This is a genomic window from Streptococcus sp. Marseille-Q4154 (assembly GCF_916700545.1).
Taxonomy (GTDB): Bacteria; Bacillota; Bacilli; order Lactobacillales; family Streptococcaceae; genus Streptococcus; species Streptococcus infantis_I.
Genome location: NZ_CAKAKN010000001.1, coordinates 425,337 through 440,381, shown reverse-complemented (window position 1 = coordinate 440,381; position 15,045 = coordinate 425,337). Strand labels below are relative to the sequence as shown.

Below are 15,045 nucleotides of genomic sequence, written 5' to 3'. Positions count from 1 at the left end.
ATATCTCTTTTTGAAGCACAAAAAAGGATTTGGAGAAAATTCCCCAAATCCTTTGATAGACAATGGTTAACAGTATTTCAAGATAGTCCTATTCATAGTCAAACTTGAGTAAACAGATAGTTGACTATGGCTTGTTATTAGAAAAGACTATAAGTTGGTTTTCTTTTGTAATTCTGATATTTCCCTGATAAAGTGAGGACGGGAGGTAAAATTATCCAGTGGATGATTTTAGCAAACCAAGTCATTCCATCCCTATCAACCTTTTTCCTGTTCAAGCGGGACAACTGCGAGTGTCTTGCCTAAACTGGCTAGAACTTTCAAGACCGTATCCAACTGAGGACTGGTCTTGCCTGTTTCCATCCTGGCTATGACAGGCTGGCTCACTCCACTGAGTTCTTCTAGTTTTTTCTGACTGATACCTTGCTCATGTCTAGCTTCAATTAACTCACTCATGATAGCTACTCGCATATCACTTTCAAGGATTTCCTCCTTGGTAAAGAGTTGAGATCGAACATCCTTCCAGTTACTCCCAATGGCACTATTTTTCATCACTTACTCCTCTTTCTTTTAAGTCCTTCAGTTCACGCTTGGCTTTTTCAATTTCTCTTCTAGGGGTCTTTTGAGTCTTTTTGATAAAATGATGTAAAAGAACAAAACTCCCATCAAACCAAGCTACAAATAAAATCCTATCCCTAAGAGGTCTTAATTCCCATATCTCATCTTCCAAATGTTTCATATAGGGTTCACCAGCTCTAGTCCCATGCTGACTAAGTAGCTCGATATAGTCGTTTAGTTTATTCAATTTAATGCGACTATCTTTACTTTTACGACTAGCCAATTCTCTCATATAATCCAATACTGGCTCATTCCCATTTTTGTCCTTATAGAAGTAAATTGTGTGCACCAAGCAACCTCTTTTCAATTAAATTATAACTTAAAAGTTATTAAAAGTAAATCCAAATACTTATAAAAGAAGACCTTAGAATCATTCTAAAGGTCTTATTTTAATTATTCGAAAAAATTACTAAAAGAGTTATAAAGTGGAGCTAATCCATACTCTTACTCCAGCTCTATCCCCTTGTCACGGAGATTTGCCAGACACTCCTCATAGTAGGCATGGTCATGCTCGCTATAGATAGGACTATTCAGCTTTTCCTCAGCTAAGTCTTGATAAGGAGGGCAGGTCTTGCCTCGGTAGTTCTTGTCCAGCCACTCTGGACTGACCTTGTAGCCACGGCCAGCCATCTCCTCCATGATCAAGCGATGATAGGCATAGAGACGATAGGGCGAGTGGGTAAAGACATAGTCAACCGTCGCATGCTTTCTGCCCCAGCCATTGCCACGCAGGGCGCAGCACTCTCGATGTTGTCCCAAGAGCTGCGGGCGGGGAAGTTGTGGTATCAAAGCTTCATGCCAAAGTCTCATGGGAGTCTCCTTTCAGCAAGGTCGAATGTTGCAGATAAGTATTTGGGTAACGCTCAAGCAAATCTCGAGTCCTAGCAATCAAATCTTCCTTGGAAGCCTGACCAAAGCGATAGCGATCCAGCAAGAGCATATAGTCCTTGCGCTCATCAAGGCTGGCTTGCTTTTTGAAGTAACCCCAAATATGCTGAAAGGCATTGCAAACCTGACCCCTGTGCTCTGGAATCTGGCAGGCACGGTCAATCATCTCTTGAACCTGACTCAGCTCCACCACTTCTTGCTTGAGATACTGGCGAATATCCTTATAAATATTACTGGAATGGCTCAAAACAAGGTATTTATTTTCCGCCCAGAGTTGCTGACAAAGGGCGCGTTGGTTGTTGTTATTCATAACTGACATTATACCATGTTTGAGTCAAAAACATTATTTATTACATTATGTACTTATAAAATTGCCTCTTTTAAAGCTGCTTGAAGTTCTTCATCTACTGCGTATATATAAAGTCCATTGACTCCTCTAGTTAGTAAAACATTTAATTCATTTTTCAAAAGATCTTCACCAAAGTTCTTCATCTCACCATTTTCAATTTTTCTATTTTGAACCGCACCTTTATTTTTACTTGCAGAAATATCAAACTTAATTTCACCATCTCTGTATTTAACTGATGGACCAATAATTACCCCAGCGTAACTCAAATCAAAACCTTGCACTGTAAAGGTCGAACCAACTTCATTAATAGTTTGTGGTTGCTCAATCCAAGATAGTTTCGAGGATTTTTTATCTCTAGGTAATTCTCTGTTCCACGGGCATGACCAATCATCTATTTCCACACACCAATAATCTTTATCTTTAGGTTTAGATTGACTACTATATTCCCAATCATAAGTTGCTGTCAATCTAGAAATCCCTAAATGCTGATTCTTGTCTTTTAATTTAATAGCATCCTGTAATTCCTTCGGAGAATTAAATATTTGTATATCATAGTTCTTGTCTTCTTTTAATTTGGTAATTTCTCTTTTATCAATGATATTTCTAATCCAACTAATTGTTGAATCACTAGCTTTTATACGCATTTGATTATTTAATTCAATTAAATTACCAGAAACCATTGCTTGATGTTGTAAAGTCAAAAATGAATCATCTACCCATATTTGGGATTTATTCATTATTTGATTATCATCATAAACTAGAACGACCACTTTAGATTTTGAAAGAATATCCTTTAAATGATTACCACCTTGATAAGCTTGATTTTTTGCCGTTAAAAGTAAGTGTCCTTCGTCAATAACGACTACACCAGCATCTACATTTTGTTTTTTCAATGCATTTAAAAACTGGGTTGGTTTCATAGCAACATCAAGAGTTGAGCCACTTTTCCACTCAAGTTTTTTCTCAATTTCTTTATAGACACTTAATTGGTCGTCATGATTGACAACTAGATTTATTGCATTATTTTCTCTTATAAATTCTGTATCGTCAGAATTCAATAAATCATCAATTAAAGAACTCATTAGTACCGTTTTACCAGCACCAGCTTCTCCTTTAACCAAGATTAAAGTTCCAAACTCGCTCTTACTCAGTGCTGAAGTAATTTTAAAAATGATTTCATTTTTTGCTTTTATTTGCTCATTGGTTAATTTATGGAAAGGAGAAGATTTAAAAATTGCGGAATTTCTAACAATACTTTCAGCTGGAAACAAATACTGATTTTTCTTATTTAATGAACGCCAAATCTTGGTAAAAATTTCATCAATCTCATTAGAAGTATAATATTTATTTTGAGGATTTCCTCGCCTATTTTGAATACTTGAAACCTTATCAACACTTGACAAATACAACATTAGTCTATTCTCTATATCAAGTGTCAAAGACTTATTAAAGTGACGATGACCTATAACAAACATTTTAGTGGTATTCGATTTTGAAAATTTCATCCAATCTTCTCTGATTTCACCTAAATGTTGATTTGTACGACGTACAATATCTGTGGTTTCACCTACATAAACACTATATCCATCTGAATTTTTATCATTTACGATATACAGAGTTGGATATTCAAATAAAAGCATCTTGTTTTCATCACGAAAACTGATTTTTAAAGTTTCCTGTAAAGTGTCTAATGAGCCACTTTCATATTTTACTTCTTCAATTACTGGTTTAGATATTTTACTCATATTAGTTACTTAACACTAGAATTCAGTATATTTTTTATTCGTTCCTTTACTACGAGAAACTGGATATTTTTCATTATTTTTTTCTAATTTCTCTTCAATTATATTGTCTATATTCAAATCTAAATTATCAGCTAACATCATTGAGTATATTAGTACATCTGCTAACTCTTCTTTAATTCTTTCAAGAGATTTGTCTGTAACTTCTTCAGGTTGTTTCCATTGGAACAATTCCAAAAGTTCACTTGCTTCTATCGAAATTGAAATCGCTAAATCTTTTTCGTTATGAAATTTTCTCCAATCTCTATCATCTCGAAATTTATTTATTTTATCAATGGTTGATTGCATATTCACTCTCCACAATCTGTTAATCTTAATTATTTACTATTATATCATATTCCTACTTCAAAGCACTTTTAACCTTCTTTTTGGTGATGATGCGGTCGTTTTTATTGGCTAAGGATTTGAGTCTGGCTTCGAGCAGGATTTTTCTGCCTGCTTCGTTGCGGGTATAGACGAGTTGGTAGTTGCCTATGTGTGGTGCGACGGCATTTTGGAAGAGCTGGGCATCTTCCTTGCGTTTTTCAAAGAGACTAGGGACTACGAAATACTTGGACTGGCCGGCTGGTGCTTTTTGAGCTACTAAGAGGTAGCGTTGATTGTCCACTGGCGCAAAGAATTCTCCTAAAACCTTCGAAAAGAGCTCCTTGTCTCGCATGCTTCCACCTTTTAGATAGGCGAAAACATTAAAGCTTTCCTTGTCCTCATCGACCTGCACGCGCGACTGGTCATCAGACAAATGTCCCGCAGTCACCATGACCTTGCGAATAGATTCACCGATTTGGCGCAAGCGTTTATAGGGACTCTTGTAACTGTAATAGCGAAAGGCTGTAATAGCTAGGAAGAGGACACAAAGAGCTGTCAACCATGGCAAGGCAAAGAAGGTTAGTCTAAAGACATAGGCTAGGAAACTAATGGCAGATACCATAAAAGCATAGCGAAGCCACTTTTCAGCATCCGCTAGGGCAAGCAGAGGGATTCGTTTACTGTCGGTCGCTACTTCATTGACAATCTCGATCTTATCAGCAATGATGAGAGAGTCCTGCCATTTTTTACGAAGGGAGGCACGATCCTTGGATAGTTCCTTGATCTTCTCGTTATAGTCTTCGAGTTTCTTTTTCTTAAATGGAAACTCAGGGAAGTTCAAGCGATCCAAACCTGTTTCGATGGTATCTTCTTTATAGGACAAGCCAAGGAAGTGGTCCATACGACGGGCAAGAGTCTGCAGGTCTTGATATGGATTGAGGTCTTGTTCTTCTTGATTTTCATTAGAAAAGGCTGGATTTTTGTAAGGTTTGATGGCTACTAGGTGCCAAATATTGCTGGTCTTATCTGGATGTCCTGGCCAGATACGGATAGCACGGCCTCGCATCTGATTACTCAGCATAAAGCTTCCGACAAAACTTCCTAGGATGAGAGAGTTGACACAAGGTGCATCCCATCCTTCTCCCAAGAGTGACTTAGTGCCGACCAAGACCTGGATAGAACCACGTTGGAAGAGTTCGGTCACTGCTGCGACCATCCCCTTAAAGCTAGATGGAAATCCTACTTGGAGATAGGCGCCTTGGTCGAGTTTTCCGATAGCAGAGAAGCTTAAGCTGGTATTTGGGGTGAGGGCTTCGAGTTCTTCCTTGACACTGGCCGGTATGATAACGACACTACCTGAAAGGACTGCTATTGGGACAGAAAGACCTTGTTTTTGCGCACTTCGGCGAATGGTTTCAAAGTAAGGGAGGACACCTAATTGCGTGATTGGGGCTTGGTCATCTCCCAGATAACTGGCAAAGTCCTTGCGAATATAGTCTGCCAAGACCAACTGTCTCAAGTCCTTTCCTAGACTGGCATACTCGGTTTCAAAAATAGATGCAATGCCAGCTAGTTTTCCTAGAGATTGGTTGAGGATTTGGTCATTGGCCTTGGATTTGACCAAGAAAACCTGACGTTTTTCAATCAACCCTCTTGATTTCAGTTCTGCTTCTATCTTTTTCTTTGTCTCTTGCGGATCCTCATACCAGTCAGGTGTCTGATAGAGAAGTCCTTGCAAGAGAACTTCTAGCCAGTAGTAATTAAGAGCAGGCAAGCCTTCAGCACCTAGTAAATCTCGTAGATACTTGGGGATTTCCAGCTTTTGAGCCTGTAGATAAATGAGGAGTGCTGAGAGATACTTGGGATCTTCAAGGAGCATATCCGCAGAAATTTCCCCTTTGAGAACCTTGGAACTCCGAATCAACTCTTGGAAGTCAGGATCATCGACTAGTTGACTAACATACTGCCACTTGGTGTCTTCAAACTCTTCCAAGCGCTTGTCCTCTTCCTTAGTCGGAAAACAGATATAGACAAAGTCCTGGTGAGGGCAGAGGGTATCTTCCTTGACTAGTTCTGGCACTGTGATTTCTTGGTCAATCTCGCCACACATCTGGAGATAGCGTTCCCAGAGTTCTGGCTCACTGTCGTAAGGTGGTGTTGCTGTGAGAGAGATGACTTGCAGTTGCGGGTAGTTTTTACGGAAATCTTCTAAACTTCTCCACCATTCATTTCTCAAGTGATGGCATTCATCCAGACAGAGGGTTTCAACGCCCTTTTCCTTGAGTCTGGCAAGCAGGTCAAAGCCGACAAAGTCCTCAACCTCGCCATTATCTTCTTGAGATTGTACCTGTTGCATAGCACTGTGAAAGGCTTGGTAGGTGGCGATGGTGATTTGCTTCATGTCCTTGAGATTTTGAGACACGAGACTTGTAATCTGGTCCTCATCCTCTAAAAAAGCCTGGCGAATCCTATCCACCCATTGTTCCCGAATGGTAACCGTCGGCACCAAAACCAGAGCTGGCTTATCAAAGCGGGCAATCAACTCGATACCAATGGTTGTTTTCCCAGAACCTGGTGCTGCCACCAAGTGGACATGGCCATCTGTTTGATATTCCTGAAAGTTATTCAAGACCTGTCTTTGGTAGTTGCGCCAAGTGCCATTAAACTTCAATCCTAACATGATTTTCCTCATTCTAAGCTGCCATTTTCTTATTCCCATTTTACCATACTTGAGGCAAAGTCACATGAAGTATCCCATGTAGTCTTTCTCCCTAAAATATGGTATAGTAGAATCATACTACACAAGAGGAGTTTACATGTCACACGAGAAAGAAATGAAAGCTGTTTCTCCCCTTCTACAGCAAGCCATTCATATTTCCTCCATCGTCGGTGGAGTTGCTACTGTAATATTCTGTATCTGGGCCTATCAGGCTGGTATCTTGCACTCCAAGGAAACCCTATCTGCCTTTATCCAACAGGCGGGTGTCTGGGGCCCACCACTCTTTATCTTTTTACAGATTTTGCAGACAGTTGTTCCTATCATTCCAGGAGCTCTTACCTCCGTTGCAGGTGTCTTTATCTACGGACATATCATCGGGACCATTTACAACTATATCGGTATTGTCATTGGTTGTGCCATCATCTTTTACTTAGTCCGTCTCTACGGAGCACCCTTTGTCCAGTCCATGGTCAGCAAGCGTACCTATGACAAGTATATCGGTTGGCTGGATGAGGGCAATCGCTTTGACCGATTCTTTATCTTTATGATGATTTGGCCAGTTAGTCCAGCTGATTTTCTCTGCATGTTGGCTGCCCTGACCAAGATGAGCTTCAAGCGGTATATGACCATTATCATCCTGACCAAACCCTTTACCCTGGTCGTTTACACCTATGGCTTGACCTACATCATCGATTACTTTTGGCAGATGTTTGGCTAATAGACAAAAAACTCAAGGATTCATCCTTGAGTTTTTCTTTGTTAGGCTTCTTTTTTCAATAAGAGGGAAACAATGACTGATGTAGCAATCATCCATGCTCCTAGAATGATGAAGGTCATTCGACCATCCGTAGTCACCAAGCTAATCCCTGAAAGAACGAAGGGTGTTAATGATGCTCCAAAAGAACATCCCAAAACAGCATAGGAAGTTGCTTTGTTGAGGAGTTTTGCAGGAATTCGTTCAGATATCAACTGAAAGACTGTCGTCAGAGCGATGCTGTAGGCAAATCCTCCCAGAATAGAACCTGCAACCACCACCCAGAGTGAAGGGGAAAGAGCAATGATGATTTGCCCGATACCAAAAGTGACACCAGCGACCAATAGAAGTTTTTCCTTAAAGGTCGATATCAGGAAAGAAAAGCTGATTCCAGCTAGAATCCCAATCAACTGCATGGCACTAAGTACCAAACTGGACAACTGAGCATCTCCAAATCCTGCCTCAATCATGAGACTAGGGATGCGGAAGGTGATAGCCGTATTGGTACATACAATCACTGCGGCTGCAATAGCAAGGAAGAAAATGAGCTTTTTCATAGAAGCAGTCAATCTTACTGCTTCTTCTGTCTGATGCTTGGACTCATGAACTTCTGGATTTCCATAAGGGACAAATAGAAGGAAGAGTACGAGAACTACTAGACCAGCTGCATAGGCTAGGAAGGTTGCTGTCCAGCCAAAGGCTAAGAGCTGACCGACTGCCAGCGTCAAGATAGAGGCTCCTACTACCTCAGCCGATCCACGAAAACCAAGCATCTGGATACGTGTTTTCCCGTGATAGCGTTCACTGATGATCGAGATAGCCTTGGCATTGAGCATTCCTACTCCAAGCCCAAATAAAAAGCGTGTCGCAAAGACAAAGTAATAACCCTGATACCAGAAAGGTGCTGTTCCGCTGATTGATAAAATCAAAAGTCCCAAGGTCAACTGGAGGCGTTCAGGAAAAATACGCTCTAGAACTCCGTTTAATAAAAGCATGGCCATAATCCCAAAGGATGGGAGGCTGACCAAGAGTTCGACCTGACCAGTCGAATAGCCCTGATAATAGTCAAACATGGCAGGTAGGGCACTCGAAATTGAAAACGATGTGATCAATACTAACGATAGGGAGAGTATGCTCACTTTTTCCAAAAATTGTTTCATCTTTTCCTCATTCATTGTTCATTTTTCATATTAGTAAAAAGGTCCTTTCCTATCATACACTCTTTACCTAAAATTGGCAAGCGACTGAGCACCAAGACCAAAAGAAAAAGCGGGGCATCAAGAGCTGTGAAGTCTTGATGACATCCCACTTTTTTATGTGTTTTATCAAGTTATGTGACTTAGATTTTCAAGAATCGACGCATTGAGATTCCTGAACCAAGTGAACCGATACAGATTCCGATGAGGAACAAGAGACCGATCATCATTGGAATAAAGGTATTCGGTGTAATCAAAGATAGGTTTTGACCAACCAAGGATGGGTTGACAGATTGGAACACTCGGTTATAGATAAAGTAAACCAATGCTGACGGAAGAGCTGCTCCCAACAATCCGATAAAGGCACCTTCTAGCAAGAATGGGCCACGGATATAACCGTTCTTGGCACCAACCAAACGCATGATTTGGATTTCACGGCTACGTGAAATGATAGTAATACGGATGGTATTTGAAATCAAGAAGACTGCGATGAAGATCAAGAGTCCTGCGATGACCAATCCCCATACACGGATGAAGGAAGCCAACTTGAAGAGACGTTCGGTATTGGCACCACCGTCTTGAACTTCAGAGACACCTTCAATCTTTTTAGCTTCTTCAGCTACAGGTTTTACATCACTTGGTGAATTGGTATCTACGATGTAGGCATCATGAAGAGGGTTTGCATCTCCTTCAAACACCTTCCACTCGTCACCCATAGTTTCAGTCAGCTTTTGGTACTGCTCTTCTTTACTTGAGAAGGTTACATTTTTTACAGCTGGCAGAGCTTTAAGGGCGTTATAGACCTTGTGGTAGTCATTGTTCGTGACTGTCTGGCCTTCTTTTACAATGGTTTCACTGTTGTCTTCAACGTCTTTACGAACATAAACCATGACGCGGACGTTGTTTTCAATATCAGTTGCTAATTTCGCAGTATTGAAGATAACTGAAGCAAAGATAGCAACCAAGGTCAAGGTAATCATTACTGAACTGACAGCAGCAATGGTCATCCATCCATTACGCTTTAAACTCTTTAAAGCTTCGAACAGATGGCGGAAAAATCTACTAATCATCGTATCCGTACTCTCCTTTCGCTTCATCACGTACCACGCGACCATTCTCGATGGCAATAACGCGGTGGCGCAAGGTATTTACGATTTGGCTGTTGTGGGTCGCCATCAAAACAGTTGTCCCTTGAAGATTGATACGTTCCAAGAGGTTCATGATTTCCCATGAGTTATCTGGGTCCAAGTTTCCTGTTGGTTCGTCGGCAATCAAAACCTTAGGATTGTTTACAATAGCACGCGCAATGGCGATACGTTGTTGCTCACCACCTGAAAGTTCATTCGGGAATGAACGAACCTTGTGCTTCAAACCGACAAGGTCCAAGACTTCCATAACACGTTTTTTGATGTTACGACGACTTTCACCAACAACCTCCATGGCGTAAGCAATGTTCTCATAAACGGTTTTCTTTGGCAAAAGTTTGTAATCCTGAAAGACTACTCCAACGTTTCTACGCAAGAACGGAATATCTTTCTTTTTAATCTTAACGAGGTTATAACCTGCAACTTGCAAGCTTCCTTTGTCGATTTTGACCTCACGATACAAGGCACGGATAAAAGTTGATTTACCAGCACCTGAAGGTCCTACGATGTAGGCAAATTCTCCTGCATCGATATTTACAGTGATGCCACGTAGGGCTGTTGTCCCGTTGTCATATTTTTTGACAACATCTCTCATTTCAATGATTGACATGTGACTTCCTTTCTTTTAACTGATACGCCATTTCAGATAAGCATCGATGAAACCATCTAGGTCTCCATCCATTACCTTATCTACTTGCGCTACTTCAAAGTTGGTACGATGGTCTTTTACCATTGTATAAGGCGTAAATACATAGGAGCGGATTTGGCTTCCCCATGTAATTTCCTTTTTCTCACCCTTGAGCGAGTCTACCTCAGCAGCTTTCTTTTCCTGCTCCATCTGGTAGAGTTTTGCCTGAAGCATCTTCATAGCACGGTCACGGTTTCCGTACTGAGTACGGTCGACGGTTGATGCTACGACGATCCCTGTCGGAATGTGAGTCAAGCGGACACCTGTTGAAACCTTGTTGACGTTTTGTCCACCTGCTCCACCTGAACGGAAGGTATCCATCTTGATATCATCCTCACGGATTTCAACTTCGATAGTATCATCCAACTCTGGCATAACTTCTACAGAAGTAAATGAGGTGTGGCGACGTTTAGCAGAGTCAAATGGTGAGATACGGACCAAACGGTGAACTCCCATCTCTGACTTGAGAAGACCATAAGCATTTGGTCCTTCAAAAGACAAGGTTACTGACTTGATTCCTGCCTCATCACCTGCTTGGTAGTCCAATACCTCAACCTTGAAGCCTTTGGCATTTCCATAGCGAGTATACATACGAAGGAGCATATCGCCCCAGTCTTGAGCCTCTGTTCCCCCAGAACCTGGATGGATTTCAAGGATGGCGTTGTTGTGATCGTAGGGCTCTGACAAGAGAAGTGTCATTTCGTAGCTAGTCATCATCTGATCTAACTCAGAGAGTTTTTCAACCAACTCATCCTTCACAGATTCGTCCTCTGCCAAAAAGTCCAGTAAAATCTCAACTTCATCCTGCAACTCATCCATCTTGTGGAAGGTATTATAGGTATTTTTGAGTTCGTTTAATTCTTGCGACGTTTTTTGGGCCGCAATATTATCGTTCCAAAAATCAGGTTCTGTCATTTTGTTTTCCAAAATGGCAATTTCTTCCTCTAAACCTTCGAGGTCAAAGAGACCCCCTGAAAGAAGCTAATTTTTCACGATTTGCATCAATTTTTTGACGAATTTCTGAAATGTCCATAGATACTCCTTTTTTTGCATCTTATTATTATACCACAATTTTTTTTTTTTATCTAATAGGTGTTTTTCTAATTTAGTATCAATATATTTCTGCAAGACATCTACTCGCCTGATTTCTAGCAAAATTTTAAAAACCTCACAAGAATTTTCCCGTGAGATTTAGAGAATTTATACTACTTTTTTACAAGTTAACCGTCAACACTTGTCCGTCTTTTACGACTTGCTCACCAGCGATATAGACATCATTAACATCACTGGATTTGACGGCATAAACGAGGTGAGATAGCATGTTTTCTTGAGGTTGAAGATGGATTTTTCCTTGAGGTTGGATGACGAGGAAATCAGCCTGTTTGCCGACTTCTAGACTACCAATCTCATCTTCCATTCCTAACACCTTAGCACCCTCTATTGTCAGTGCCTTGAGGGCAGTTTCAATTGGAAATTGGCTGGCATCGCCACTCTTCATCTTCTGTAAGAGTGCTGCTGTCCGCCCTTCCTCAAACATATCCAGGTTATTGTTAGAAGCAACTGAATCCGTCGCAATACCAACTGCTACTCCTGCTTTTTGAAGTTGGACGACTGGTGCAATCCCTGAGGCTAATTTGAGGTTGCTGATAGGATTGTGGGCGATAGCGACTTGCGAATCTGCCAAGCGGGCAATCTCTGCTTCATTTAACTCCACACCATGGGCAAAGACAGCTTTATGATCTAAATAGCCGAGCTCATCTAGGAAGGCTAATGGGCGTTTGCCATAGCGTTTCAGGATAATGCCTGACTCTTCCTGTGTTTCTGCAACATGGATATGAAGAGGAATGTTTTCTTCTTTTGCTAGCCCAAGACTTGCCTCCAGCAAATCTCGACTACAACTGTAGGGCGAATGAGGAGCCACCATCACCTTGAAATTTGTATCCTGGTAGCCTTTGATTGTCTCGATAACAGATCGAGTTCTGGCTATAGTTTCAGCCGTCGTCTCAGATTCTGAAGAAAAGAGGGTTGGAGAAAAATAACAACGCATCTTGGATGCCTTGACTGCCTCATAAATCTCAGTTATATCCACTCCATTAGGATTGTACATGTCGTTGAAGGTTGTTGTTCCAGACTGGAGCATTTCTGTTAGCGCCTCTTTGACGGCCTTTGTAGTCATCTCTGGTGTGAATTCTGCTTCTGCTGGCCAGATATAGTCCTCTAGCCATTCATGGAGATTACTATCATCACGAATACCTCTCAAGCCTGTCATGGCAGAGTGAGTATGGCAGTTAACCAAGCCAGGCATAATCCAGGCACCCTGATAGTCTATGATTTGATCTGCTTGTTTAAGAATCTCTTGATTTTCCTGACCGACATAGACGATTTGAGATTCTTTAATAGCCAAAATCCCATCCAAATAGACGTGGAAATCTTGGTCACAAGTCACGATATTTACATGCTGAAAGACTTTCATCCCTAGGCTCCTTTTCTATATAAGTATTCATACTGGATAATTTTCTAGCTATTGTAACAAAAAAGTCACCCGAAGGCAACTTTTCTTATTGTTTATGAGGTTTAAAGTAAGAAAGTAAGTGTTTCATGAGTCCCTTCTATTTCCAAAATGAAGAAGGTGGAAAAACCACCATCTTTTTTACTTGTTCAAATATGGAAGTAAGTAGCCATAACCAGCCTCTTCCATCTCATCCTTTGCAATGAATCGTAAAGAAGCAGAATTGATACAATAGCGTAAACCACCTAGTTCCTGAGGTCCGTCTGTAAAGACATGTCCCAAGTGGGCATTGCCCGAACGTGACCGCACTTCAATACGCTCCATACCGTGACTCAAGTCACGATAGTAATGGATCAGCTCTTTAGAAATCGGTCTACTAAAACTTGGCCAACCACAGCCTGAGGCAAACTTATCCTTGGCAAAGAAGAGGGGCTCCCCAGTCGTGATATCGACATAAATTCCTTCCTCAAAAGTTTGGTCGTAAGCATTTCTAAATGGAGCTTCCGTTGCTGCTTCTTGGGTAACTCTATAAGATTCTTCTGACAAATTTTCTCTTAAAGCTGCCTGACTAGGTTTTTCATAGTTGGCCGCATCAATCAGTGGTTTCTCCGCATCCCTCACATCAATATGGCAATAGCCTCCAGGATTTTTCTTGAGGTAGTCTTGGTGATAGTCTTCAGCCAGGATATAGTGACGAAGCTTCTCCACTTCTACCGCTATTTTACGACCGATGAGGAGTTCTTGCTCGCGAACTACTGTATTGATCGTTGGTAGATCAGCTTCTTCTAGGTAATAAATCCCTGTGCGGTATTGACGACCACGGTCATTGCCTTGTTGGTTGACAGAAAGGGGATCGATAACTCGGAAATAATAGAGTAAAATCTCACGGAGCGAAACTACCTTTTCATCATAAATAACTTGAACAGTCTCTGCATGATCTGTTTCTTTGATCAGTTGATAATTGGTGGTTTCTATCTGACCATTGGCATAACCAACACTGGTTTGCAACACTCCAGAAATACGGGAAAAGTATTCCTCTAAGCCCCAAAAACAACCGCCTGCTAGATATATTTCTGCCATTTCAAATCCTCCTTGACCGTCTGTCGGTCGCTAAACACGGGAAACATTTCATATCCCATCTTTCATTTTCAAAAAAAGGACAGGAAGCCCTCTAATAGAGAGTTTCCCCATCCTATTGCTAAATTTATTTTGCTTCGACGCGAACGCCTTGTGTATCTACTTGCAAATCATGAAGCTTGCCTTTGAAGGGTTGCTTTTCAAGCTCAGCCTTAATCTTAGGCATCTTGTCAGGATCAGCCAAGACCATAACAGTCGGACCAGCACCAGACAAGTAGGTAGCATAAGCACCATTTCTCTTAGCAACTTTCTTGATGGTCGCAAATTCTCTCACCAGTTCTTGACGGTAACGCTCATGGAAAAGGTCACTCTCAATCGCCTGGCCTGCTTTGACCATATCTCCAGTCAGTAGGGCTGCAATAGCCACATTGGCGATAGAACTTGCCGCAACGGCTTCCTTGTAAGAGAGTTTCTTAGGCAAGACACCACGACTATCTCGAGTTCGCAATTCATAGTTTGGAATGTAAGCTAGAAAGGCACACTCTGGGAAAGGCGCCACAACAGCTGAAACCTGACCTTCGACTGAGCTTGCAATGACTAGATTACCATAGATAGCTGGCGCAACATTATCAGGATGCCCTTCGATTTTAGTTGCCAATTGTAACTTATCATGATCAGTTAATTTGAGATTCCCTAATTGATTTGCTAGTTCAATCCCAGCAACGATGACTGAACTAGAAGAACCTAGCCCACGCGCAAGAGGAATATCACTAACCATCTTCAAGCGTCTAGGTTGTAGATCTGGAGCAATTTGTAGAGCAATCTTCAGCAAAAGATTACGCTCATCACGTGGAATCCATTTGCCTAATTGGTGCTCAATCATCCATTCTTCACGTTCCTCACAAACCTGAATTTCTAGATACTTAGTTACAGCTACTCCAACCGAGTCAAAACCAGGACCCACATTGGCACTTGTAGCAGGTACAATAATCTTCAT

The 15,045-nt window shown here is 41.3% G+C and carries 15 protein-coding genes; 1 reads left to right on the top strand and 14 read right to left on the bottom strand.

Going from position 1 to position 15,045, the window contains the following annotated elements; genetic code table 11:
• Nucleotides 1-255: 255 nt before the first annotated feature.
• The 7 genes from LG369_RS02235 to LG369_RS02205 all read right to left on the bottom strand — a co-directional run bounded on the left by LG369_RS02235 (nt 256) and on the right by LG369_RS02205 (nt 6,640).
• A complete protein-coding gene (locus LG369_RS02235) occupies nt 256-549 on the bottom strand; it encodes a helix-turn-helix domain-containing protein (RefSeq protein WP_000797747.1) in 294 nt (97 codons plus the stop codon).
• Complete coding sequence (locus LG369_RS02230) at nt 539-904, bottom strand: type II toxin-antitoxin system RelE/ParE family toxin (protein ID WP_225750104.1); 366 nt, start codon at nt 902-904, stop codon at nt 539-541. The genes LG369_RS02235 and LG369_RS02230 overlap by 11 nt, the downstream gene beginning before the upstream one ends.
• A gap of 155 nt (nt 905-1,059) precedes the next feature.
• Nucleotides 1,060-1,425, bottom strand: a complete 366-nt coding sequence (locus LG369_RS02225; RefSeq protein ID WP_225750103.1) for a TIGR02328 family protein — start codon at nt 1,423-1,425, stop codon at nt 1,060-1,062.
• Nucleotides 1,409-1,813 (bottom strand): YbgA family protein, encoded by a 405-nt coding sequence (locus LG369_RS02220; protein ID WP_225750486.1) that lies wholly within the window; start codon nt 1,811-1,813, stop codon nt 1,409-1,411. Before LG369_RS02220 ends, LG369_RS02225 begins: the two co-directional genes overlap by 17 nt.
• 53 nt (nt 1,814-1,866) lie before the next feature.
• On the bottom strand, nt 1,867-3,597 hold the full coding sequence (locus LG369_RS02215; RefSeq protein ID WP_225750102.1) for a DUF2075 domain-containing protein: 1,731 nt from the start codon (nt 3,595-3,597) through the stop codon (nt 1,867-1,869).
• Nucleotides 3,598-3,612: 15 nt separating this feature from the next.
• Nucleotides 3,613-3,942 (bottom strand): nucleotide pyrophosphohydrolase, encoded by a 330-nt coding sequence (locus LG369_RS02210; protein ID WP_225750101.1) that lies wholly within the window; start codon nt 3,940-3,942, stop codon nt 3,613-3,615.
• A 52-nt stretch (nt 3,943-3,994) separates the two neighbouring features.
• A complete protein-coding gene (locus LG369_RS02205; protein ID WP_225750100.1) occupies nt 3,995-6,640 on the bottom strand; it encodes a DEAD/DEAH box helicase family protein in 2,646 nt (881 codons plus the stop codon).
• 136 nt (nt 6,641-6,776) lie between these two features.
• On the opposite strand from LG369_RS02205, the gene LG369_RS02200 reads away from it, so the two are divergent.
• Nucleotides 6,777-7,397 carry a TVP38/TMEM64 family protein gene (locus LG369_RS02200; protein ID WP_225750099.1) on the top strand — a complete coding sequence of 207 codons (621 nt, stop codon included), beginning with the start codon at nt 6,777-6,779 and terminating at the stop codon, nt 7,395-7,397.
• A gap of 41 nt (nt 7,398-7,438) precedes the next feature.
• Here the strand turns inward: LG369_RS02200 and LG369_RS02195 are convergent, their stop codons facing one another.
• The 7 genes from LG369_RS02195 to thrB all read right to left on the bottom strand — a co-directional run bounded on the left by LG369_RS02195 (nt 7,439) and on the right by thrB (nt 15,045).
• Nucleotides 7,439-8,593 carry an MFS transporter gene (locus LG369_RS02195; RefSeq protein WP_225750098.1) on the bottom strand — a complete coding sequence of 385 codons (1,155 nt, stop codon included), beginning with the start codon at nt 8,591-8,593 and terminating at the stop codon, nt 7,439-7,441.
• Nucleotides 8,594-8,772: 179 nt separating this feature from the next.
• Complete coding sequence (gene ftsX / locus LG369_RS02190) at nt 8,773-9,699, bottom strand: permease-like cell division protein FtsX (protein WP_225750097.1); 927 nt, start codon at nt 9,697-9,699, stop codon at nt 8,773-8,775.
• Nucleotides 9,692-10,384: a cell division ATP-binding protein FtsE gene (gene ftsE / locus LG369_RS02185; RefSeq protein WP_004251332.1), complete on the bottom strand. Its 693-nt coding sequence runs from the start codon at nt 10,382-10,384 to the stop codon at nt 9,692-9,694. The genes ftsX and ftsE overlap by 8 nt, the downstream gene beginning before the upstream one ends.
• Before the next feature lie 15 nt (nt 10,385-10,399).
• Nucleotides 10,400-11,495, bottom strand: a protein-coding gene (gene prfB, locus LG369_RS02180) for a peptide chain release factor 2 (protein WP_142321362.1) whose coding sequence is annotated in 2 segments (ribosomal slippage) — nt 10,400-11,422 and nt 11,424-11,495 — 1,095 coding nt in all. Because the reading frame shifts where the segments join, the coding sequence is not laid out codon by codon here.
• 180 nt (nt 11,496-11,675) lie between these two features.
• The gene (locus tag LG369_RS02175; protein WP_225750096.1) at nt 11,676-12,935 is read right to left on the bottom strand and encodes a TRZ/ATZ family protein; all 1,260 of its coding nucleotides are present in this window, start codon (nt 12,933-12,935) and stop codon (nt 11,676-11,678) included.
• A gap of 177 nt (nt 12,936-13,112) precedes the next feature.
• Entirely contained in the window at nt 13,113-14,051 is a 939-nt protein-coding gene (gene msrB, locus LG369_RS02170) for a peptide-methionine (R)-S-oxide reductase MsrB (RefSeq protein ID WP_225750095.1), read from the bottom strand.
• Between the two features lie 124 nt (nt 14,052-14,175).
• A complete protein-coding gene (gene thrB, locus LG369_RS02165) occupies nt 14,176-15,045 on the bottom strand; it encodes a homoserine kinase (RefSeq protein WP_225750094.1) in 870 nt (289 codons plus the stop codon).

Coding starts and splice junctions, on each gene's coding strand:
- LG369_RS02235 (WP_000797747.1), bottom strand. CDS start 549: ATGAAAAATAGTGCCATTGGGAGTAACTGGAAGGATGTTCGATCTCAA.
- LG369_RS02225 (WP_225750103.1), bottom strand. CDS start 1,425: ATGAGACTTTGGCATGAAGCTTTGATACCACAACTTCCCCGCCCGCAG.
- LG369_RS02220 (WP_225750486.1), bottom strand. CDS start 1,813: ATGAATAACAACAACCAACGCGCCCTTTGTCAGCAACTCTGGGCGGAA.
- LG369_RS02215 (WP_225750102.1), bottom strand. CDS start 3,597: ATGAGTAAAATATCTAAACCAGTAATTGAAGAAGTAAAATATGAAAGT.
- LG369_RS02210 (WP_225750101.1), bottom strand. CDS start 3,942: ATGCAATCAACCATTGATAAAATAAATAAATTTCGAGATGATAGAGAT.
- LG369_RS02205 (WP_225750100.1), bottom strand. CDS start 6,640: ATGTTAGGATTGAAGTTTAATGGCACTTGGCGCAACTACCAAAGACAG.
- LG369_RS02200 (WP_225750099.1), top strand. CDS start 6,777: ATGTCACACGAGAAAGAAATGAAAGCTGTTTCTCCCCTTCTACAGCAA.
- LG369_RS02195 (WP_225750098.1), bottom strand. CDS start 8,593: ATGAAACAATTTTTGGAAAAAGTGAGCATACTCTCCCTATCGTTAGTA.
- ftsX (WP_225750097.1), bottom strand. CDS start 9,699: ATGATTAGTAGATTTTTCCGCCATCTGTTCGAAGCTTTAAAGAGTTTA.
- ftsE (WP_004251332.1), bottom strand. CDS start 10,384: ATGTCAATCATTGAAATGAGAGATGTTGTCAAAAAATATGACAACGGG.
- LG369_RS02175 (WP_225750096.1), bottom strand. CDS start 12,935: ATGAAAGTCTTTCAGCATGTAAATATCGTGACTTGTGACCAAGATTTC.
- msrB (WP_225750095.1), bottom strand. CDS start 14,051: ATGGCAGAAATATATCTAGCAGGCGGTTGTTTTTGGGGCTTAGAGGAA.
- thrB (WP_225750094.1), bottom strand. CDS start 15,045: ATGAAGATTATTGTACCTGCTACAAGTGCCAATGTGGGTCCTGGTTTT.